Raw genomic sequence first — 20268 nt, 5'->3', positions numbered from 1 at the left:
GGTTAGCGAACCGACGGGGCGACGGCGCCGAGGTCGTCCGGGCCGAAGGCCTGCGGAAGCATGGCGGCCAGGGTGAGGATCCCGGCGGGCGTCTCCATGAGGAGCCCGCTCCCTCCGTGCTCGAAGAGCAGCTGCCGGCAGCGGCCGCAGGGCGTGATGACGTCCCCGTCGCCGTTGACGCAGGTGAACGCGACCAGGCGGCCTCCCCCGCCCGCGACGAGGTCCGAGATCAGGCCGCACTCGGCGCACAGCGTCACGCCGTAGGCGGCGTTCTCCACGTTGCACCCCCCCACCACCCGCCCGTCGTCCACGATCGCCGCCGCCCCGACCTGGTAGTTCGAGTACGGCGCGTAGGCCCGCCTGGAGCGCTCGACCGCCACGGCGCGGAGCGCGTCCCAGTCCACACCGCCGCTCATCAGTGGCTCTTGACGAAGTGCGCGCCGTCCGCCGCCGGGGGCCGGACGCGGCCCACGAGGCCGGCCACGGCGATGATGGTGGCCAGGTAGGGCAGCATCTCGATGAAGTCGCTGGGGATCGGCAGCTGCATCAGCTTGGTGGTCTGCGCCAGGGCGCGGGCGAAGCCGAAGAACAGCGCCATCAGCGCCGCGAGGACGGGGTTCCACCGGCCCATGATCACCGCGGCCAGCGCGATGAACCCGTTACCGGCGGTGGGGTTGTTGTCCTGGAAGGCGCCGACGGACCCGATCGTGAAGTAGGCGCCGCCGAGGCCGGCGAACACGCCGCCGAGCAGGACGGCGGAGGCCTTCGTCCAGATCACGTTGATGCCCACGGTGTCCGCCGCGTGCGGGTGCTCACCCACCGAGCGGACCCGGAGCCCCCAGATGGTGCGGTACAGCAGGAACCACACCAGCGGGACGGCCAGGAGTCCGAGGTAGGTCAGCGGCTTCTGGGTGAACAGGATGGGGCCGAGGAACGGGATCGACTCCAGCCCCGGGATGCGCCAGGCCTGCATCGGGGAGACGAAGCTGTAGGCCTCCATGTTCTTGGCCACGAGCTGCTGGTAGATGAATCCGGTCAGGCCGGTGGCGAGCAGGTTGATCACCACGCCGATGATCACGTGGTCCACGAGGTACTTCAGCGTGAACAGCGCCAGCACGCAGGCCATGAGCACGCCGGCGAGGGCGGCCGCGAACAGTGCGGCCACGAAGGACTGGGTGATGGAGTAGGTCAGCGAGGCCGAGAATGCCGCGGTGAGGAACATGCCCTCGATGGCGATGTTGACCACGCCCGCCCGCTCGGCGAGCACGCCGCTCAGGACCCCGAACAGGAGGGGGGTGGCGTACTCGAGGGTGAGGTTGAGCTGGCTGGTGAGCGTGAACGGCAGGGTGGAGCTGGCCGCCGCCCAGACGATGAACCCGACGAGGACGCCGACGCCCGCCGCGACACCGGCCGCCGTGCGCAACCCCCGGCTCAGCCGCCCGGACAGGAAGCCGATGCCGGCACCCAGCACCAGAAGTGCGCAGAACAGCACCGTGGCCGTGCCGGGGACCTCGAGGGTGGGGAGCTTGACGTCGGCGAACGCGTCGGACAGCGCGATCAGGCCGGACTTGTCGACGGTGAACGCCATCCAGAGGAGCAGCACGCCGATGACGGTGATCAGGACTCCGGTGGAGAGCCTCTGGGCGCGCTTCTCGGGGGACTCGACGATGGTCTTCTCCACCGTCGTGGGGATGATGTCGACGCTCACGCCTGTGCCACCTTCGCGCTCGGTTCCGATGCTTGCCTGACCTTGCGTTCACGCAGGAACGGCAGCAGCCACACGACGAAGGCGGGGGCTGCCACGAAGAGCACGATGAGCGCCTGGATGAGGTCGGTCAGCCGGTCCGGCGTGTTGGCCATGGTGACCATCGTCCGGCGCGACGCCTTCAGCGCGCCGAAGAGGAGGCCGGCGAAGACCACCCCGAGCGGCCGCGAGCGGCCCAGGAGCGCCACGGTGATGGCGTCGAAGCCCAGGGTGCCGACGATCGTGCCGGTCATTTGGGGCGGGAAGCCCGTCAGCAGCTCGGGCGCGGTGACGACGAGGACGCCGGCCAGGCCCGCCAGGCCGCCCGCCAGGGCCATGGTCAGGACGGTCACCGTGGAGACGCTGGCGCCCGCCGTGGCGGCGGCGTTGGGGTTCAGGCCCACCGCCTTGAGGTGGATGCCGAACTTCGTGCGCTCCAACAGCCACCAGACGGCGGCGGCCGCCAGCAGCGCCAGCACGAAGCCGAGGTGCAGGCGGGTGCCGTCGATGCGGGGCATGGTGGCGGTCCACTCCAGGACCGGCGAGATGGGATCCGCGCGCCCGGGCGCCTGGAAGGCCTCCTGCAGCATGAAGAACGCCAGGAGGCTGCCCGCGATGTAGTTCATCATGATGGTCACGATCACCTCGTGGGCGCCGGTGCGCGCCTTCAGCACGCCGACGATGCCGCCCCAGACCGCGCCCGCGAGGAGGCCGACGGCGATGACCAGGGGGAGGTGGAGGAAGATCGGCAGGCCCTTGACGGTGAACCCGATGAAGGCGCCTGTGAGCGCCCCCATCATGGCCTGGCCCTGGGCGCCGATGTTGAACAGCCCGGCGCGGAACGCCACCGCGACACCGAGGCCCGCGGCGATCAGGGGCGCGGCCTCCGCGGTGGTGTTGGTGATGGCCACCCAGGAGCCCATCGAGCCGACCCACATGGCGTAGAACGTGGTGGACACCTTGGCCCAGCTGGCCGACAGCGCGTCCCCGGGCTGCGCGAAGAAGTAGGCCCAGGTGGCCGCGACCTCGGCGTCGGAGACGATCATCACGACGGCGCTGACCAGGAAGGCCAGCACCAGCGAGGCGACGGTGATGATCAGGGTGTTGACCCACTCGGGCCGGTGCTTGACGGTGGCGTCCTGGCTCATGCTCGTGCTCCCTCGATGGTGGCGACGGCCTCGTCGTAGCCGATGCCGGCCATCATGAGGCCCAGGACGTCGCGTGGGGTGTCCGGGGCGACGATGCCGACGATCCGGCCGCGGTACATCACCGCGATCCTGTCCGCCAGCGACTCGACCTCCTCGAGCTCGGTGGAGACGATGAGCACCGCGGTGCCCTTGTCGCGCTCCTCGACGATGCGTCCGTGGAGGAACTCGATGGCCCCGACGTCCACCCCGCGGGTGGGCTGGCTGGCCAGCAGAAGCGTCAACGGGCGCGACAGCTCGCGGGCCAGCACCACCTTCTGCTGGTTGCCGCCGGAGAGGGACCTGACCGGCTGCGTGTGGGAGCCGCTGGTGCGGATGTCGAACTCCGCGATCCGCGCGTCAGCGTTCTCGGCGATGCGCTTCAGATCGAGCGAGCCCCTGCGGCTGAACGCGTCGAGGTTGTTGAGCACGAGGTTCTCCGCGATCGAGAACTCGCCCACGAAGCCGTCCCGGTGCCGGTCCTCGGGCACGTAGCCGAGGCCCGCCTCGATGGTGGCGGCGGGCTTGCCGTGGGTGATGTCCACGCCGTCGAGGGTGGCGCGGCCGGAGAGCGGCTGCATGGTGCCCAGCAGCGCCTCCGCCAGCTCGGTCTGCCCGTTGCCCTGCACGCCGGCGATGACCACGATCTCGCCGCCGCGCACCGTGAGCGACAGCTTGTCGACGGCGACGGCGCCCGACGGGCTGGCGACGGTGAGGTCCTCGACGACGAGCCGGTCGGGGCCAGGCTCGGCGGGCTTCTTGCGCACCTTGAGGTCCACGGCGCGCCCCACCATCATCGAGGCGAGCTCCGCCTCGGAGTCCCCGGGTTCGGCGGTGCCCACCACCTTGCCGCGGCGGATGACGGTGATGTCGTCGGCCACCTCGCGCACCTCGCGCAGCTTGTGGGTGATGAAGATGATTGCGCGACCCTCGTCGCGCAGTGCCTGCATGACGGCCATCAGCTCGTTGATCTCCTGGGGCGTGAGCACGGCGGTGGGCTCGTCGAAGATCAGGTAGGTGGCGTCGTTGGCGAGTGCCTTGAGGATCTCCACGCGCTGCTGGATGCCGACCGGCAGGTCCTCGACGAGGGCGTCGGGATCCACGTCCAGCTTGTAGCGGGCGCTGAGGTCCCGCACGCGGGCACGCGCCGCGTTGATGTCGAGACGGCCGCCGCGGCCGGGCTCGTGGCCCAGCACCATGTTCTCGGCGACGGTGAAGACCGGGATGAGCATGAAGTGCTGATGCACCATGCCGATGCCGGCAGCCATGGCCTGCTTGGGGTTGGTGAGCCGTAGCACCTCGTCGCCCAGGCGGATCTCGCCCGAGTCCGGCTGCAGCAGCCCGAACAGGATGTTCATGAGCGTGGACTTGCCCGCGCCGTTCTCACCGAGCAGGCAGTGGATCCTCCCCGGCACGGCCTCGATGCTGATCGAGTCGTTCGCGGTGAGGGAACCGAACCGTTTGGTGATCCCTTCCAGGGACAACACGGGGGTCCGCGGGGTTGTCATCGCTGACACGTGCTCCTCCTTGGCCGACATGGCGTGACAGAAAGCGTAGCGGGAGGGGCACTGACGCGCCCCTCCCGCTGTTGACTTCGCGGCTAGCCGCCCAGGATCACTTGGGCTGGCTCGGCGAGGTGATGGTGATGGTGCCGCTGATGATGTCGGCCTTGATCTGCTCCAGCTCGGACTTCAGCTCGTCGGAGACCTTGGCCTCGAAGTCGTGGAACGGGGCCAGCGAGACGCCGTCGTTCTCCAGGGTGCCCACGTAGGGGTCCGAGGAGAAGGAGCCGTCCATGGCGGCCTTGATGGCCTCGAACACGGCCACGTCCATGCCCTTCTGGACCGAGGTCATGATCTGGGGCCCGAACTCGGGCGCGGAGATGAAGCCGTCGGTGTCCACCCAGATGGCGTTGACCTTGCCGTTGGACTCCTTGGCGGCCTGCAGGGCGCCGAGGCCGGCGGGGCCGGCGACGGGGAGGATGATGTCCGCCCCCTGGGCGATCAGGGTGCTGGCGGTGTTCTTGCCGCCGGGGATGTCACCGAACGGGTTGTTGCCGCCCACGAACTGGCCGTCCTGCTTGGCCTCGTCCCACCCGATCAGCTTGACGTCTCCGCCCTTCTGCTCGTTGTAGTACTTGATGCCCTGCGCGAAGCCGTCCATGAAGATGGTCACGGTGGGGTACTTGGCGCCGCCGAAGGTGCCGACGGTGCCCGTCTGGGTCATGCCCGCGGCCAGGTAGCCGGCCATGAAGGAGGGCTGCGCCGTGTTGAAGATCAGGCCCTTGGCGTTGTCGACGCCCTCGAAGGACGAGTTGTCGACGATGGCGAAGTTGACCTCGGGGTTCTGCTTCGCGGCCGCCTCGGTCGCCGTGGCCAGCGCGAAGCCGACGGTGATGACGATGTTGCAGTTGGCGTCGATCATCGACTGCACGTTGCCGGCGTACTCGCCCTCGGCGTTGGACTCGATCTGGTTGGTCTGGATGCCCAGCTCGTCCTTGGCCTGCATCATGCCGTTGTAGGCGGTCTCGTTGAACGACTTGTCGTCGAAGCCGCCCGCGTCGGAGACCATGCACGCGGTGAAGTCCGACTCCGCCGCCGGGGCGGAGGACTCCGGGGCGCTGGCCGAGGCGCTGTCCGTGGCCGCGGGTGACGTGGTGGCGCTCGGCGGCGCGGCGCAGCCGGCGAGAGTGAGAGCGGACGCGGCAGACAGCGCGAGGACGCTCAACAGGGACTTCTTCACGAAGCTTCCTCCTTGACGGGAAATTAGTTGCGTGACGGACCTTACCCTGGCGGGCCCGAGACGTCGCTACCCGGAACTTGATCGTTATAAACACGCAACAATGCGGCGCCTCAGCCGGGCGAGACCTGCCGCACCAGGGCGCCCGCCGAGCGCACCATCGCCACGGTCTGCTGGCGCCAGTCCACGTCCTGGCTGCGGTAGGGCCCCGTCGCCAGCGAGATCACCACGGCGGCCGCCCGCAGGCGCAGCTCGACGGGGTCGACGCGGCGGTCGAACACCGGCACCCACCGCGCGAGGAGGTCGCGGACCTTCGCCTCCTGCTCCGGGTTCATCCGCTGGATCGTCGAGAGGTGGCCGATGAGACACGCCAGGTCGTCCGCGCGCCGTCCCGGCCCGATGGTGTCCACGTCCAGCAGTCCGACCACGCGGCCCCCCGCCACCCTCAGCTGCCCCTCATGGAAGTCGCCGTGCGTGGCCTCGACGCCCGGGGGGAATCCCGCGAGCCCGGCCGTGATCCGCGCGGTCAGCTCGGCCAGCTCGTCGCCGAGCTCGGGGAGGGTGGCGGCCACCATGGCCGAGTAGTGCGCCACGGCGTCGGCCCAGGGCGGTCTACGTTCCAACGAGGCAACCGACGCGGGCATGGAGTCGAGGAGCTCGATCAGCTGTTCGGGCGTGCACGGGTCACCCTCCTCGAACAGCGCCGTGGCCAGTGAGGTCCCGGGCAGCTCACGCAGCAGCAGCAGGTGGTCCTCCGTGGCCAGCGCCACCTCCGGGGCCGGCACGCCTGCGCGGCGCAGCATCACGTGCTTGGCGTGCACGTCGGCGAACATCCGCTCCCGGAGCACCTTGACGTAGAACACCTCGCCGGTGCCGGCGACCTCCACCCTGACGACTGCGCGCCGCCTCGGCCGGTACCCCACCATGGTGAGCGTGAGGTCCTCGGCGGCGACGCGGTGCGCGGTCACTCCCCCTGCGTTGAGCGTGTCGGCCATCCGCTCGGGGAACGCCGCCCGGGGCAGCCCCGCCAGGTCCGGGTCGAACGGGTACAGCCACACCGCGACCCGCCGGTGTCCGTCCTCGAAGATCTCGGCGCGCGAGTCCGAGGGGAGAAGCGGCCCCGTGCGGGCGCTCACCCCGAGCAGTTCGGTGCGCTCGCCGTGCGGCCACGCGACGGTCGCCAGGTAGGTGGCGGTGGTGGAGTGCTCGGGGGCCGCGTCGACGTGCTCGATGGCCCAGCTGAGCAGCTGCCCGCCCTGATGCTCGACGGCGGCGCGCAGCAGCGGCTCGACGCGGGGGCCGGTCAGCAGCCCCAGCCCGTCGTCAGGCATCGGCGTCCACCGCCGGGACGCTCTCCCGGCGCAACGAGAACCACGCGGCGCGCCGGCCGTCCATCTGCGTGGCCTCCAGGGTGAACCGGCCGGGGGTGTCGTCGTGCACGTTCTCGGCGGGCAGCGTGAAGGTGAGCGAGTCGCCCAGCTTCGGCAGCGCCCCGAGCAGGGCCATGAAGAATCCCGCCACCGTGTCGTAGGGCCCCTCCGGGATCACGTAGCCGGTCAGCTCGGCGAACTCCTCGATGGTGGTGAGGCCGTCCACCTCGTCGATCTGGCGGGGGGCCGAGTCCGCCGGGAGGTCGTACTCGTCGGTGATGTCTCCGATCAGCTCCTCCATCAGGTCCTCCAGCGTCACGATGCCGGCGGTGCCGCCGTACTCGTCGCGGACGATGGCCAGGTGGGCGCGGGCACCCCGCATGGCGGTGAGGGCCCGCAGGATCTTGACCGTCTCGGGGAGGAACAGCACCTCGCGCGCGATGCTGCCGACGTCGCCGTCGCGGGCCGTCCCCTCGATGTCCATGAGGTCACGAACGTGGATGAAGCCGGCGATGCGGTCCGGCGACCCGTCGGTGACCGGGTAGCGGGAGTGCGGTGCGCCGCGCACCTCGCGGTGGGCGAGGCCGATGGGCATCTCGGCGGGCAGGAAGTCCACCTCGGTGCGCGGCACCATGACCTCCCTCAGCGATCGCTCCCCGGCGTCGAACACCTCGTCGACGATGCGGCGCTCCTCCTTGCCCAGGGTGGAGGATCCGATGACCATGGCGCGGATCTCCTCGTCGGTCACGGCGTCGCGGGACAGCTTCGGGTCCCCGCCGAGGATCCGCACCAGAGCGTCGGTGGACACGCCGAGGAACCAGATGAGGGGGCGCGTGAGCGTCGCGATGCCGGACACCAGCGGCGCGAGCGTCAGGGCGAACGACTCGGCGCGCTGCATGGCGAGCCGCTTAGCGGTGAGCTCACCCACCACGATCGAGAAGTACGAGATGACCACCGTGACCAGGACCAGCGACACGGTGCCCGAGACGGACTCGGCCATGCCCCACTCCACCAGCACCGCCGAGAGCGCGTCGGCGATGGTGGCGCCGCCGAAGGCCGCCGAGAGGAAGCCGGACAGGGTCACCCCGATCTGGACGGCGGAGAGGAATCGGTTGGGGTTGCCGGTCAGGCGCTCGATGGCCCGGCCGCGCTTGCCCTTGCCGGCGAGCTGCTTGACCTGGCTCTCGCGCAGGGTGATCAGCGCCATCTCGGCGGCGGCGAACGTGCCGCCGATGATGATGAAGACGGCGATCAGGGCGATGTCGGTCAGCACGTGGCCGGACTCCTCGGTCAGCGGAAGATGACGGTGCGGTCACCGTCGGCCAGGACGCGGTGCTCCGCGACGAGGCGCACGGCCTCGGCCAGGGTCTGCGACTCCTGGGCCTGGCCCTTGCGCACCAGCTTGGCCACGTCCATGGTGTGGTCCACCCGCACCACGTTCTGCTCGATGATCGGGCCCTCGTCGAGGTCTCCGGTGACGAAGTGCGCCGTGGCGCCGATCAGCTTGACGCCGCGGGTGTGCGCCTGACGGTAGGGGTTGGCGCCCTTGAAGCCGGGCAGGAAGGAGTGGTGGATGTTGATCGCGCGGCCTGCCAGGAACTCGCACAGCTCAGGGCTGAGGATCTGCATGTAGCGGGCCAGCACCACCAACTCCACGCCCTCCTCGTCGACGAGGCGCCGCACCTCCGCCTCGAACTGAGGCTTGGTCTCGGCGGTGACCCCCTGGTGGGTGAAGGGCACGCCGTAGAACTCGGCCATGGGGGCCAGCACGTCGTGGTTGGCCATGATGCGCACCACGTCGATGGGCAGGTCCCCGGCGCGCCAGCGGAAGAGCAGGTCGTTGACGACGTGCCCCGCCTTCGAGGCGAGGATCAGCGTGCGCACCGGGCGGGCGGCGTCGTCGACCCGGAACCGGGCGCCCAGCTCCCCGGCGGGGCCCGCGACCGCGGAGGTCAGCGCGTCCGGCTCGGCCCCGTGCACCTCTATCCGGGTGAAGAAGTGGCCCGTGTCCGGCGAGGTGAACTGCTGGAGCTCGGTGATGTTGCCGTGCGCCGCGACGATGCCGCCGGTGATCGCGTGGACGATCCCCGGCCGGTCTGGGCAGTCGAGCGTGACGACGAGCTGATGCATGGGCGCCATGGTAGTGGTCACCCCCAGCGGCCGGTTAGCCGCGCCGGGCGCGGATTTTGGGCGACGGCGCAGCATGACCCCGCCGACTTGTTACTCTGCCTTCGCGCAACGACGCGCGACTCGACCTGTAGCAACGACGCTCAGCCCAGAGGAGACACAACTTGATGCACGAAAGCACCCCAGACGCTCCAACCGGGGAGATCCCGGCGGAAGAGTTCCACCGTGTCCAGCAGTCCCCGGAGTTCGCACGCCTCAAGCGCACCTTCCGGTCCTTCGCCTTCCCGATGACCGCCGTGTTCCTGGTCTGGTACTTCGCCTACGTCCTGGCGTCGATCTTCGCCAAGGACCTCATGATGACCGAGGTGGCGGGCAACCTCACCGTCGGCATCCTGTTCGGCCTCGGCCAGTTCGTCAGCACGTTCCTCATCACCTGGCTGTACCTGCGCCACTCGACCAGGAACGTCGATCCGCTGGCCAAGGCCCTGCGTGAGGATCTGGAGGCGAGCGCACGATGAGACTCCTCGAGACCCAGCAGCTGGGCAACCCGCTCATCAACATCGCCATCTTCGCCGCGTTCGTCGTGTTCACCATGGCCGTGGTCATCCGGGTCACCCGCGGCGGCAAGAAGAAGGCGGGAGACTTCTACACCGGCGGCGCCCAGTTCGACGGACGCCAGAACGGCTTCGCCATCGCCGGAGACTACCTCTCGGCCGCCTCGTTCCTCGGCATCGTCGGGGCCGTGGCCCTGTACGGCTACGACGGCCTGCTCTACTCCGTCGGCTTCCTGGTGGCGTGGCTCGTCGCGCTGCTGCTGGTGGCCGAGCCGCTGCGCAACACCGGCAAGTACACGATGGCCGACGTGCTCAGCTTCCGCATGCGGCAGAAGCCGGTCCGCCTCGCGGCCGCCACCTCCACCCTGGCGGTCAGCTTCTTCTACCTCCTCGCGCAGATGGCCGGCGCCGGCGCCCTGGTGTCGCTGCTGCTGGGCATCGCCTCCCCCATGGGCCAGAACATCGTCATCGCCATCGTCGGCCTGCTCATGGTGGGCTACGTGCTGATCGGCGGCATGAAGGGCACCACCTGGGTGCAGATGATCAAGGCCGTGCTGCTCATCCTGGGCGCGGGCGCGATGACCATCTGGGTGCTGGCCTTCGCCGGGTTCAACCTCTCCACGCTGCTGGGCGAGGCCATGGCCACCACCGCCGCCGACGGGTCCGAGGTCAACCTCCTCGCCCCGATGGAACGCTACAAGGATCCGCTGGCCCTCATCTCCATGGGCCTGGCCCTCGTGCTGGGCGCCTCCGGCCTCCCGCACGTCCTCATGCGCTTCTACACGGTGCCCACCGCGAAGGAGGCCCGCCGCTCCGTCACCTGGGCGATCGGCCTCATCGGCGCCTTCTACCTGTTCACCATGGTGCTCGGCTACGGGGCGGCCTGGCTGGTGGGCCCCAAGGCCATCTCGGAGATGCCGGGCGGGGCCAACGCGGCTGCCCCGGCGCTCGCCTACGAGCTGGGCGGCACCATCCTCATGGCCGTCATCGCGGGCGTGGCGTTCGCCACCATCCTGGCCGTCGTCGCCGGCCTCACCATCACCGCGTCGGCGTCGTTCGCGCACGACATCTACAACTCGGTGCTGAAGGACGGCAAGGCGGACCCCGCCAAGGAGGTCAAGGTCGCGCGCATCACGTCGGTGACCATCGGCCTGGTGGCCATCGTGGGCGGCATCGCCGCCAACGGCCAGAACGTCGCGTTCCTGGTGGCGCTGGCCTTCGCCGTCGCAGCCTCGGCCAACCTGCCGTCGATCCTGTACTCGCTGTACTGGAAGCGGTTCTCCACCGCCGGGGCGGTGTGGTCGATCTTCGGCGGCCTCATCACCGCGGTCACGCTGATCGTCTTCTCCCCCGCCGTGTCCGGGCTGAAGACCTCGATGTTCCCCAACGTCGACTTCGCCTGGTTCCCCATCGACAGCCCGGCGATCGTGTCCGTCCCGGTGGGCTTCTTCCTGGGTTGGCTGGGCTCGGTGCTCAGGCCGGACGGCCCGGAGGTGGCGGACCGTGCGGCCGAGATGGAGGTCCGCTCCATGACCGGCGCCGGCGCGGAGGGCGCCATCGACCACTGATCGTTCCACGAAACGCAGGACGGCCCGCCCCTTGATGGGGCGGGCCGTTCAGCGTGCGGTGGTGCGGCTCAGATGAGCCCGAGCTCGGTGACCGCGTTGCGCTCGTCGACCAGCTCGGCGACGGAGGCGTCGATCTTCCCGCGCGAGAAGTCGTTCAGCTCCAGGCCCTGGACGATCTCGTACTTCCCGTCCTTGACGGTGCACGGGAACGAGGAGATGAGGCCCTCAGGGACGCCGTACGAGCCGTCGGACGGGACGGCCATGGAGACCCAGTCCCCCTCCGGCGTGCCGAGCACCCAGTCGCGCATGTGCTCGACGGTGGCGTTTGCGGCCGAGGCGGCCGACGACAGGCCGCGTGCCTCGATGATCGCCGCGCCGCGCTTGGCGACGGTGGGAATGAAGGTGTTCTCCAGCCACTCCTGGTCGTTCACGAGCTCGGCTGCGCTCTGGCCGCCCACCTTCGCGTTGAAGAGGTCTGGGTACTGCGTGGCCGAGTGGTTGCCCCAGATGGTCATGTGGCTGATGTCGGTCACGGGGCGGCCGAGCTTGGCGGCGAGCTGGGAGAGGGCCCGGTTGTGGTCCAGGCGGGTCAGCGCGTTGAACTGCTCCGCAGGGATGTCGGGGGCGTTCTGCTGGGCGATGAGCGCGTTGGTGTTGGCGGGGTTGCCCGTCACCAGCACCTTGACGTCGTCGGCGGCGACGGCGTTGAGCGCCTTGCCCTGGGCGGTGAAGATGGCGCCGTTGGCCGACAGCAGGTCTCCGCGCTCCATGCCTGCCTTGCGGGGCATCGCGCCCACCAGCATGGCCAGGTTGACGCCGTCGAAGACCTTGTTGGGATCGTCGCCGATCTCGATGTTGACCAGGTTGCCGAAGGCGCAGTCCTGGAGCTCCATGACCACGCCCTCGAGCGCCTTGAGCGCCGGGGTGATCTCCAGGAGGCGCAGCTCGATGGGGGTGTCGCCGAGCAGCGACCCGCTGGCGATCCTGAACAGCAGGCTGTAGCAGATCTGGCCTGCTGCGCCGGTGACGGCGATCTTGACGGGAGCGGCAGTGCTCACTTGTGATTCCTCTCGTGACGGTCGGTGTCGGACTCTCGACAGCGACTCTACCGGTGCGGAGGGGCACCCGTAGGCCGGGGCCGGGTCTGTCAGATGATCCGGAACACCCAGTGCGCGACCTCGATGAACACGATGATCGCCAGCCAGATCATGAGGCTGATGGCGAGCCACCCGCCGCGCACGAAAGCCAACGCCCTGGCCTGCGCCGACGGGGACAGGAACAGGTTTCCCTCCAGGATGTTCCAGTGCGTCATGGAGGTGAACACGAAGGTGGTCGACACCGTGACGAGGATGCACCAGGGGCACAGGGCTCCGATGACGAACGTGGACTGGAACAGCAGCCAGTACGCGAAGATCACGCCGAGCAGGTAGACCACGTTGGCGGTGAACATGAACCAGCGCGGGAACCGGGTGCGGGCCAACGAGGCCACCGCGATGGTCATGACCACGGGCTCGGCGATGAGGCCCAGGAAGGCGTTGGGGAAGCCGAACACGTTGGCCTGCCACGTTGAGCCCACCGTGACGCAGTCGAAGACCGCGTTGATCGAACAGCTGAGCACCACGTCGGGGTTCTGCGCGATGAGGATGGCGTCGTAGGACAGCACGAACGACGCGATCAGGCTGAGGGTGGCGAAGACCAGCATCTCGAGGAAGAGGATGGTGCGTGAGCGGGAGCTCGGCCCCAGGTCCGCGTCGATCTGGGCTCTGTCGTCCTCGAGGGCGTCGCTCTCCTGCATGGCCCCCATCGTAGGGGTGCGCCTCAACGCGACGGCGGCACCACCAGCGCCAGCACCGCGACGGCGGCGCCCATGCCCGCCATCACCACCACGTCCACCCAGCGCCGCCTCAGGGTGAGCAGGCCGGCGATCTCCCTGGGGAGCACGAGCCGCAGCAGGGCGCCCAGCAGGAGCGCGCCGGCGATCAGGAGGGCGGCGCGGCGCCAGTGCCCGAAGGCCGCGAACCCCACCCCCGCCGCCAGCACCGACAGCGAAGCAAGGAGCGGCCACGGGTTGCTGGGGTAGGAGTCCGCGGGCTTGTCGGGCCTATCCGGCATGCAGCGCTTCCGCGCGGTCCACGACGTTGCTCAGCAGCATCGCTCGTGTCATCGGGCCGACGCCGCCGGGGTTCGGGGTGACCCAGGCGGCCTTCTCCCACACGTCCGGCGCCAGATCGCCGACGGTCTTGCCGTCGACGCGGCTGACGCCGACGTCGACCAGCACGGCGCCCTCGCGGATCATGTCGGCGGTGATCATGTTCGGCACGCCGGCGGCGGCGACCACCACGTCGGCGGCCCGGGTGTGGGCGGCGAGGTCCCGCGTGCCCGTGTGGCACAGCGTCACCGTGGAGTTCTCGCTGCGCCGGGTGAGGATCAGCCCGAGCGGGCGCCCGACGGTGATGCCGCGGCCCACCACGCAGACCTCGGCGCCCTTCAGCTCCACGCCGTGGCGCCTCAGCAGCTCGACGATGCCGCGCGGCGTGCACGGCAGGGTGGCCGGCTCGTTGAGCACCAGGCGGCCGAGGTTGATCGGGTGGAGGCCGTCGGCGTCCTTGTCGGGATCGATGAGGCCGAGGGCCCAGTTCTCGTCGAGGTGCTTCGGGATGGGCAGCTGCACGATGTAGCCCGTGACCGCCTCGTCCGCGTTGAGCGACTCGATGGCCTCCTGCAGCTGGGCCCTGGTGGCATCCGCCGGGAGGTGCACGCGGATGGAGGCGATGCCCACCTCCTCGCAGTCGCGATGCTTCATCTTCACGTAGCTCTGGCTGGCCGGGTCGTCGCCGACGAGAACGGTGGCCAGGCCCGGCGTCACGCCGCGCTCCCGCAGCGCGGATACCCGCTGCGCCAGTTCGGTCTTGATCGCGGCCGCGGTGGCCTTGCCGTCGAGCTTCTGGGCGGTCACGAGGGCCTCCTGGTCAGTGGAAGAAGTGGCGGGTGCCGGTGAAGTACATGGTGACGCCGGCGGCGGAGACCGCGTCGATGACCTCCTGGTCACGCACCGAGCCGCCCGGCTGCACGATTGCGCTCACGCCCGCGTCGAGCAGCACCTGCGGCCCATCGGCGAACGGGAAGAACGCGTCCGAGGCGGCAACCGACCCGGCGGCCCGCTCCCCCGCGCGGTCCACCGCGAGGTGGCAGGAGTCCACCCGGTTGACCTGCCCCATCCCGACGCCGACGGAGGCGCCGCCGGAGGCCAGCAGGATGGCGTTGGACTTGACGGAGCGCACGGCCCGCCAGGCGAACGCCAGGTCCGCGAGCGTGGCCTCGTCCGCGGGCTCGCCGGCCGCCAGGGTCCAGGCCGACGGGTCGTCGCCGGGGGCGTCGATGGCGTCGGACTGCTGCAGCAGCAGCCCGCCGTCGATCTGGCGCAGCGAGATGCCGGAGTTGTCGGCGTCCTGGGCCAGGAGGATGCGCAGGTTCTTCTTGGCGGAGAGCACCTCGACGGCGCCCTCCTCGTAGCCGGGGGCCACGATCACCTCGGTGAACACCTCCGAGACCTGGCGCGCCATGTCCACGCTCACCGGCCGGTTGGCCGCGATCACGCCGCCGAAGGCGGACACCGGATCGCAGGCATGGGCCAGACGGTGGGCCTCGGCCACGTCCGCGCCCACCGCGATGCCGCAGGGGTTGGCGTGCTTGATGATGGCCACCGCCGGAGCGGAGAAGTCGTACGCGGCGCGGCGCGCGGCGTCGGCGTCGACGTAGTTGTTGTAGCTCATCTCCTTGCCGTGGAGCTGCGTGGCGTCCGCGAGGCCGTCGGTCCCGTCGCCGTTGCGGTACACCGCGGCCGACTGGTGCGAGTTCTCCCCGTAGCGCAGGCTCGCGACCTTGTGCCAGGTGGCGCCCACCCAGGCGGGGAAGCCCGAGCCGCCCGAGGTGTCGGTGACCACGTTGCCCATCCAGGAGGCGACCGCCACGTCGTAGGTGGCGGTGTGCACGAAGGCGGCGGCGGCGAGCTGCTTGCGCTCGGCGAGGGTGAATCCCCCGGCGGCCAGGGCGGACCGCAGCATGGGGTACTGCTCGGCGGAGGTGATCACGGCGACGGAGGCGTGGTTCTTGGCCGCCGCGCGCACCATCGTGGGGCCGCCGATGTCGATCTGCTCGACGCACTCGTCCTCCGAGGCGCCGGAGGCGACGGTGGCCGCGAACGGGTAGAGGTTGGTGATCACCAGGTCGAAGGGGGCCACGCCGAGCTCCTCCAGCTGGGCGCGGTGCGAGTCGAGGCGCCGGTCGGCCAGGATGCCGGCGTGCACGCGGGGGTGCAGCGTCTTGACCCGGCCGTCGAGGCACTCGGGGAAGCCTGTGAGCTCCTCGACGGGGGTCACCGCCACGCCCGCGTCGGCGAGGGTGCGGGCCGTCGACCCTGTGGACACGATCTCGACTCCGGCGCCCTGCAGCTCGCGCCCGAGGTCCACCAGCCCCGTCTTGTCGTAGACGGAGACCAACGCTCGGCGCAGCGGGATCTGATCGGTCACGGATTCTCCTTCGTCCAAGCGGCCACGGCCTCCACCAGGAGGCGCCGCTCAACCACCTTGATGCGTTCGTGCAGGGACTCGACGTCATCCCCGGGCAGCACGTCCACGGCGCCCTGCGACAGGATCCTACCGGTGTCCACACCGGCGTCGACCAGGAAGACGGTGGCCCCGGAGATCTTCACTCCGGCCCTCAGCGCGTCGCGCGGGCCGTGGATGCCCGGGAAGCTGGGCAGGAGGGCCGGATGGGTGTTGATGGTGCGGCCGCCGAATCGCTCGAGGAAAGCGGGTCCCAGCAGCTTCATGAAGCCGGCGGAGGCCACCAGGTCCGGGTGGAAGGAGTCCACGATGTCGCGCAGCGCCGCGTCCCACACCGCGCGGTCCGAGCCCTTGGCCAGGGGGTGCGCCACCGCCGGGATGCCGCGCAGCCGCGCCCGCTCCAGCCCGTGGGCGTGCTCCTGGTCGGAGACCACCGCCACCACGCGGGCGTCCACGCCGCCTGCGTCGATGGCATCGAACAGCGCCTGGCACAGGGTGCCGGAGCCGGACAGCAGGACGACGACGCGGGTGGTCACCCGCACATCCTAAGGGGTTTCCGTCTCCGGGTCCGTCGGGGCCGAGGGGCGGCGGACGAGGCCCAGGATCAGGCCCGCCGCCATGCCCGCGAGCCCCAGCAGCGTCGGGGCGAACACGACAAGGGCGCCGACCCGCGCCCCCACGTGGGCCAACCGGTCGGAGCCGAGCCCGCCCGAGCCCAGTGCGGCGGCCACCGTGACCGCAAGCCCGGCCGCCACCCCGGCCAGCCCACCCACCAGGGCCGTCTGGTCGAAGCGCGCCCTCGGCCGCGCCCAGGCGACCGCGAGGCCCGCCACCGCCCCGGCGGCCACGCCCACGAGCAGCCACCAGTAGGCGGCCGACGAGCCCTCGGCTCCGGGGCTCACCAGGCCGAAGGCGGGGATGGCCGGGAGGAGGCCGACGTCGGTGGTGGACATGCTGACGAGCGACCCGTCGCCGAGCGTGACGCCAGCTCCCAGCATCCAGGACGCGCAGGCCAGGAGCAGGTTCGGCAGATAGATCAGGTGCAGAGCGACGAGCAGCACGAGCCCAACCACGCCGCCGTCGAGGCCCTCGACGATCGCGGTGACGGTGTCGCGGCTCCTCAGCAGCGCCACGACGAGCACCGCGGAGGACCCGGCGAGCACCGTCAGCAGCGCCGCACCGAGAGCCCGTGGTACCGCCCGGAGCCAGTCTGGCCAGTCCGCCGTCGGGTCGTGGGCCACGCCCCTGGAGGCGCCCCAGAAGCCGGCCACCACGCCGACGGCGAGGCCGCCCATCGCCGCCCGGGGGGACGCAACCCCGATCGACGCGGACAGCAGGAACACGGCCGCCGCGTACACCCCGGCGAAGGTCCCGCCCACGCGAAGCACGATCGCCCCCGTGTCGGCCCAGATCCCGCCGGTCACGTCCGGGTCGCCCCATTGACGTGCCGCCCGCCTGGCCGCCTGGGCGGCGACGGGAAGTGCCAGGAAGACGAGCGCACCGGTCAGGCCCAGGGGCGCCATCGAGACCCGGATCCCGCCGATCTCCGAGGGCGCCCCGTGCGCGGCCAGCAGGACGCGGGTCGACGCCTGAAGCGCGCTGGAGAGCTGCGCATCGGGCGAGGCCAGCCATCCCACCGCGGCGAAGGCGCCGAGCACGATCCACCCGGCCAGGAGCACGGCGACGGGCCCACCCACCGCGACGAGATACCAGGGCCACGGCCACTCGCGGGGGGCTGAAGGGGCGGGCGAATCGATGTCGACCGCGACCGTGCGATGCCCCGGGGTGCCTGTCGCCATCACTGTCGTTTCCCCCTCTAGATCCACGCGTGCTTTGTCGGCGGCGGTAGGGTGGCCCCACGAAAGCCGCAGTGGCACACCGATGGGAGGTGACCCGGGAATGCCTGATGATCAGCCGCGTCGGCCCCGGAGGGCCTGGCAGCCCGACGAGGACACCTCCTCCCCGACGGTCATGGACGATACCTCAGGCGACGACATCTTCCGCCCGCGACGCGGCTCCGCCGCTGATCCGGCGGCCTTCGCACTCGGGGACGAGCCCGCCGCTCCCCTGGGCGAGACGCCCATCCCTGCCCCGGTCTTCCCCCACTCCGCCGGCGAGTACGCCGACAGCCCCAGCCCAGCCCCCCGGCGCTCCGCGCTGTCCTCGCTCACACCCGTCGGAGCCGAGGAGTACATCCCCGCGGCCCGGCCCCAGGCTCTACGCCCAGGGCTCGCGCGCTGGATCGTCGGAGGAGTCGTGGGCGCGCTCGTGGTGGGGCTCATCGCCTTCGCGGTCTCGCGCGGGGGGCAGCCCACGGACCCGGCCAGCCCGTCTCCGAACGTGACTGCCAGCGCCTCGGGCAGCGCCACGGCCGTCCCGGCCGCCACCGTCGACGATCTGCTCACAGGCGAGGACCTGGCTGGTGTCGCGCCGGCCGCCTCCTGGGCGGTCACCAGCACCACCACGGAGGCCTCGGAGCACGAGGGGCGGGTGGCCTGCCTGAGCACCGAGGACGCCGAGCAGAATCCCACCGCCTCCCTCCAGCGCACCCTGGCCACCTCGGACGAGGACCAGCTGGCGGCGCTGCACCGGATCGAGACCTACGCCTCCCCGGCCGCCGCCCAGCAGGTCGTGGCCAACCGGACCGCCGCGCTCTCGAGCTGCGACGAGATCCCGGCACGGATCGTGCGTTCCACCGCGGTCGAGGGTCTGGGGGACGAGTCGTTCCAGATCTCCGTGGTGTTCGAGGACATTCCCGCGCAGTTCCACACGCTGCTCCTGACCCGCGTGGGCAGCTCCGTCCAGATCCTCGACCTGACGCGTGCGAGCGGCCCGCTCGAGGCTGAGCTGGTGGCCGCGTCGCTGGCGCGGCCCCAGGCCGCTCTGTGCACCGTCGAAGGCGCCACGTGCGCAGAGACCGTCACCACGACACCCGCCGTCGTGCCCCCCGTCGAGCCCTACGGCTGGTTGATCCCCTCAGACCTGGCCAGGGTCCGGGGAGGCGCCGGGCGGTGGACCGCCTCGGAGCCCACGGACCTGACGAGCGGAGGCATGGGCTGCGAGAACATGACGCTGGCCAGCGAGCCGGGCCCCACCGAAAGGCAGCAGGCCACCTATCTGCTGACGCAGGATGATCAGGCCCCCAGCACGTTCGGCCTGGACTCGCTGCGGTTCGTCTTCGCCGACGCCGCGGCCGCCACCGCCTTCTCCACCAAGCTGGGCAACGCCATCGCCACCTGCAAGGACCGCGTCAACACCGCCACGGTCGCGGAGCTGCCTGCGGTCGCGGGCACCGGCGAGGGGGGCGTGGCCACCTCGACGCGCATCTTCAGCGTCACGCAGGCCACCGCGGACAACGCGGCGATCCCCTACCAGCTGCTGGTCAGCACCGCCGGCACCCGGGTGGCCTACACCATCGTGACGGTCACGGACGCGTTCAAGTACACGGACGCCCAGCTCGCCGAGCTCGCCGCCCGGATCCCGGTGCGCGCCAGCCAGGGCTGACGCGCACCGGCCGCACTCAGACCAGGCTGTGCCGCAGGTGCGCGATGGCGTCGCGGGCCAGCGCGGCGGTCAGCGACGGGGTCTCCCCCACCAGGACGCCGGCGGCCTCGAGCGCCTCCTTCTTCGCCGCCGCCGTGCCGGAGGACCCGGTGATGATGGCGCCGGCGTGGCCCATCGTCTTGCCGGGCGGCGCGGTGAATCCGGCCACATAGCCGACGACGGGCTTGGTGATGTGATCTGCGATGTATGCCGCGGCCCGCTCCTCGGCGTCGCCGCCGATCTCGCCGATCATGACGATGATGTCGGTGTCAGGGTCCTCCTCGAACTCCTGCAGCACGTCGATGTGGCGGGTGCCCACCACCGGGTCCCCACCGATCCCGACGGCCGTGGAGAATCCGTGGTCCCGCAGCTCGTACATCATCTGATAGGTCAGGGTGCCGGACTTGGAGACCAGGCCGATGCGCCCCGGGCCGGAGATGTGGGCGGGGATGATGCCCACGTTGGACTTGCCGGGGGAGATCAGGCCCGGGCAGTTGGGCCCGATGATCCTGGTCGCCGAGCCGCGAGCGGCGTGGTGGAACTCCACCGAGTCGTGCACCGGGATCCCCTCGGTGATCACCACGCACAGCCCGATCTCGGCCTCGATCGCCTCGAGGACCGCCGCCTTGGCGAACTTCGGGGGCACGAACACCACCGACACGTCCGCGTGCGTCGCGGCAACGGCCTCGACCATGGATCCGAACACCGGCACGGGGTCCTCCTCGAACAGGACGGCCTCCCCCGCCTTGCCGGGGGTCACGCCGCCGACGATGCGGGTGCCGGACATGATCATGCGCTGGGTGTGCTTGCGGCCTTCCTTGCCGGTCATGCCCTGGACGAGGACGCGCGAAGACTGGTTGATGTAGATCGACAT

At 70.6% G+C, this 20268-nt stretch carries 19 protein-coding genes; 3 read left to right on the top strand and 16 right to left on the bottom strand.

Features of this window, described 5'->3' with window-relative positions; translation table 11 throughout:
• Positions 1 to 2 precede the first annotated feature (2 nt).
• The 8 genes from ACX1D3_RS07525 to purU form a co-directional block, all read right to left on the bottom strand.
• Positions 3 to 416: a cytidine deaminase gene (locus ACX1D3_RS07525; protein WP_458996359.1), complete on the bottom strand. Its 414-nt coding sequence runs from the start codon at positions 414 to 416 to the stop codon at positions 3 to 5.
• The gene (locus ACX1D3_RS07520; RefSeq protein ID WP_458996358.1) at positions 416 to 1708 is read right to left on the bottom strand and encodes an ABC transporter permease; all 1293 of its coding nucleotides are present in this window, start codon (positions 1706 to 1708) and stop codon (positions 416 to 418) included. Before ACX1D3_RS07520 ends, ACX1D3_RS07525 begins: the two co-directional genes overlap by 1 nt.
• Positions 1705 to 2892 (bottom strand): ABC transporter permease, encoded by a 1188-nt coding sequence (locus ACX1D3_RS07515; protein ID WP_458996357.1) that lies wholly within the window; start codon positions 2890 to 2892, stop codon positions 1705 to 1707. The genes ACX1D3_RS07520 and ACX1D3_RS07515 overlap by 4 nt, the downstream gene beginning before the upstream one ends.
• Complete coding sequence (locus ACX1D3_RS07510; RefSeq protein WP_458996501.1) at positions 2889 to 4436, bottom strand: ABC transporter ATP-binding protein; 1548 nt, start codon at positions 4434 to 4436, stop codon at positions 2889 to 2891. Before ACX1D3_RS07510 ends, ACX1D3_RS07515 begins: the two co-directional genes overlap by 4 nt.
• Before the next feature lie 106 nt (positions 4437 to 4542).
• A complete protein-coding gene (locus tag ACX1D3_RS07505; protein ID WP_458996356.1) occupies positions 4543 to 5670 on the bottom strand; it encodes a BMP family lipoprotein in 1128 nt (375 codons plus the stop codon).
• 110 nt (positions 5671 to 5780) lie between these two features.
• Positions 5781 to 6998 carry a phosphotransferase gene (locus ACX1D3_RS07500; RefSeq protein ID WP_458996355.1) on the bottom strand — a complete coding sequence of 406 codons (1218 nt, stop codon included), beginning with the start codon at positions 6996 to 6998 and terminating at the stop codon, positions 5781 to 5783.
• Positions 6991 to 8331 (bottom strand): hemolysin family protein, encoded by a 1341-nt coding sequence (locus tag ACX1D3_RS07495; protein WP_458996500.1) that lies wholly within the window; start codon positions 8329 to 8331, stop codon positions 6991 to 6993. The genes ACX1D3_RS07500 and ACX1D3_RS07495 overlap by 8 nt, the downstream gene beginning before the upstream one ends.
• Positions 8328 to 9176, bottom strand: coding sequence for a formyltetrahydrofolate deformylase (gene purU, locus ACX1D3_RS07490; protein WP_458996499.1), 849 nt, complete (start codon positions 9174 to 9176; stop codon positions 8328 to 8330). The genes ACX1D3_RS07495 and purU overlap by 4 nt, the downstream gene beginning before the upstream one ends.
• Positions 9177 to 9331: 155 nt before the next feature.
• Here purU and ACX1D3_RS07485 point away from each other — a divergent pair, with 155 nt between their 5' ends.
• Entirely contained in the window at positions 9332 to 9682 is a 351-nt protein-coding gene (locus tag ACX1D3_RS07485) for a DUF485 domain-containing protein (RefSeq protein WP_458996354.1), read from the top strand.
• Complete coding sequence (locus tag ACX1D3_RS07480) at positions 9679 to 11286, top strand: monocarboxylic acid transporter (protein WP_458996353.1); 1608 nt, start codon at positions 9679 to 9681, stop codon at positions 11284 to 11286. Before ACX1D3_RS07485 ends, ACX1D3_RS07480 begins: the two co-directional genes overlap by 4 nt.
• Before the next feature lie 68 nt (positions 11287 to 11354).
• Here the strand turns inward: ACX1D3_RS07480 and ACX1D3_RS07475 are convergent, their stop codons facing one another.
• The 7 genes from ACX1D3_RS07475 to ACX1D3_RS07445 all read right to left on the bottom strand — a co-directional run bounded on the left by ACX1D3_RS07475 (position 11355) and on the right by ACX1D3_RS07445 (position 17650).
• Positions 11355 to 12344 (bottom strand): malate dehydrogenase, encoded by a 990-nt coding sequence (locus tag ACX1D3_RS07475; RefSeq protein WP_458996352.1) that lies wholly within the window; start codon positions 12342 to 12344, stop codon positions 11355 to 11357.
• An 89-nt stretch (positions 12345 to 12433) separates the two neighbouring features.
• Complete coding sequence (locus ACX1D3_RS07470) at positions 12434 to 13081, bottom strand: vitamin K epoxide reductase family protein (RefSeq protein ID WP_458996351.1); 648 nt, start codon at positions 13079 to 13081, stop codon at positions 12434 to 12436.
• A 23-nt stretch (positions 13082 to 13104) separates the two neighbouring features.
• Positions 13105 to 13398 carry a DUF3017 domain-containing protein gene (locus ACX1D3_RS07465; RefSeq protein ID WP_458996350.1) on the bottom strand — a complete coding sequence of 98 codons (294 nt, stop codon included), beginning with the start codon at positions 13396 to 13398 and terminating at the stop codon, positions 13105 to 13107.
• On the bottom strand, positions 13388 to 14242 hold the full coding sequence (locus ACX1D3_RS07460; protein WP_458996349.1) for a bifunctional methylenetetrahydrofolate dehydrogenase/methenyltetrahydrofolate cyclohydrolase: 855 nt from the start codon (positions 14240 to 14242) through the stop codon (positions 13388 to 13390). The genes ACX1D3_RS07465 and ACX1D3_RS07460 overlap by 11 nt, the downstream gene beginning before the upstream one ends.
• Positions 14243 to 14255: 13 nt before the next feature.
• Complete coding sequence (purH, locus tag ACX1D3_RS07455) at positions 14256 to 15815, bottom strand: bifunctional phosphoribosylaminoimidazolecarboxamide formyltransferase/IMP cyclohydrolase (protein ID WP_458996348.1); 1560 nt, start codon at positions 15813 to 15815, stop codon at positions 14256 to 14258.
• Positions 15812 to 16387 carry a phosphoribosylglycinamide formyltransferase gene (purN, locus tag ACX1D3_RS07450; RefSeq protein WP_458996347.1) on the bottom strand — a complete coding sequence of 192 codons (576 nt, stop codon included), beginning with the start codon at positions 16385 to 16387 and terminating at the stop codon, positions 15812 to 15814. The genes purH and purN overlap by 4 nt, the downstream gene beginning before the upstream one ends.
• A gap of 9 nt (positions 16388 to 16396) precedes the next feature.
• A complete protein-coding gene (locus ACX1D3_RS07445; protein WP_458996346.1) occupies positions 16397 to 17650 on the bottom strand; it encodes a cell division protein PerM in 1254 nt (417 codons plus the stop codon).
• Between the two features lie 100 nt (positions 17651 to 17750).
• Between ACX1D3_RS07445 and ACX1D3_RS07440 the strand changes: the two genes are divergently transcribed.
• Positions 17751 to 19355 (top strand): hypothetical protein, encoded by a 1605-nt coding sequence (locus ACX1D3_RS07440; protein ID WP_458996345.1) that lies wholly within the window; start codon positions 17751 to 17753, stop codon positions 19353 to 19355.
• A 16-nt stretch (positions 19356 to 19371) separates the two neighbouring features.
• Here the strand turns inward: ACX1D3_RS07440 and sucD are convergent, their stop codons facing one another.
• A complete protein-coding gene (sucD, locus tag ACX1D3_RS07435) occupies positions 19372 to 20268 on the bottom strand; it encodes a succinate--CoA ligase subunit alpha (RefSeq protein ID WP_458996344.1) in 897 nt (298 codons plus the stop codon).

The sequence above is a fragment of the Tessaracoccus yangjingae genome, from assembly GCF_054483935.1.
Note: the sequence above shows the minus strand (reverse complement) of the source record. Positions and strands in the feature narration are given on the sequence as shown.

What these genes read in the sequence shown, in the direction of transcription:
- ACX1D3_RS07525 (WP_458996359.1), bottom strand. Translation starts at nt 416, where the DNA reads ATGAGCGGCGGTGTGGACTGGGACGCGCTCCGCGCCGTGGCGGTCGAG.
- ACX1D3_RS07515 (WP_458996357.1), bottom strand. Translation starts at nt 2,892, where the DNA reads ATGAGCCAGGACGCCACCGTCAAGCACCGGCCCGAGTGGGTCAACACC.
- ACX1D3_RS07510 (WP_458996501.1), bottom strand. Translation starts at nt 4,436, where the DNA reads ATGACAACCCCGCGGACCCCCGTGTTGTCCCTGGAAGGGATCACCAAA.
- ACX1D3_RS07500 (WP_458996355.1), bottom strand. Translation starts at nt 6,998, where the DNA reads ATGCCTGACGACGGGCTGGGGCTGCTGACCGGCCCCCGCGTCGAGCCG.
- purU (WP_458996499.1), bottom strand. Translation starts at nt 9,176, where the DNA reads ATGGCGCCCATGCATCAGCTCGTCGTCACGCTCGACTGCCCAGACCGG.
- ACX1D3_RS07485 (WP_458996354.1), top strand. Translation starts at nt 9,332, where the DNA reads ATGCACGAAAGCACCCCAGACGCTCCAACCGGGGAGATCCCGGCGGAA.
- ACX1D3_RS07480 (WP_458996353.1), top strand. Translation starts at nt 9,679, where the DNA reads ATGAGACTCCTCGAGACCCAGCAGCTGGGCAACCCGCTCATCAACATC.
- ACX1D3_RS07470 (WP_458996351.1), bottom strand. Translation starts at nt 13,081, where the DNA reads ATGCAGGAGAGCGACGCCCTCGAGGACGACAGAGCCCAGATCGACGCG.
- ACX1D3_RS07465 (WP_458996350.1), bottom strand. Translation starts at nt 13,398, where the DNA reads ATGCCGGATAGGCCCGACAAGCCCGCGGACTCCTACCCCAGCAACCCG.
- ACX1D3_RS07445 (WP_458996346.1), bottom strand. Translation starts at nt 17,650, where the DNA reads ATGGCGACAGGCACCCCGGGGCATCGCACGGTCGCGGTCGACATCGAT.
- ACX1D3_RS07440 (WP_458996345.1), top strand. Translation starts at nt 17,751, where the DNA reads ATGCCTGATGATCAGCCGCGTCGGCCCCGGAGGGCCTGGCAGCCCGAC.
- sucD (WP_458996344.1), bottom strand. Translation starts at nt 20,268, where the DNA reads ATGTCGATCTACATCAACCAGTCTTCGCGCGTCCTCGTCCAGGGCATG.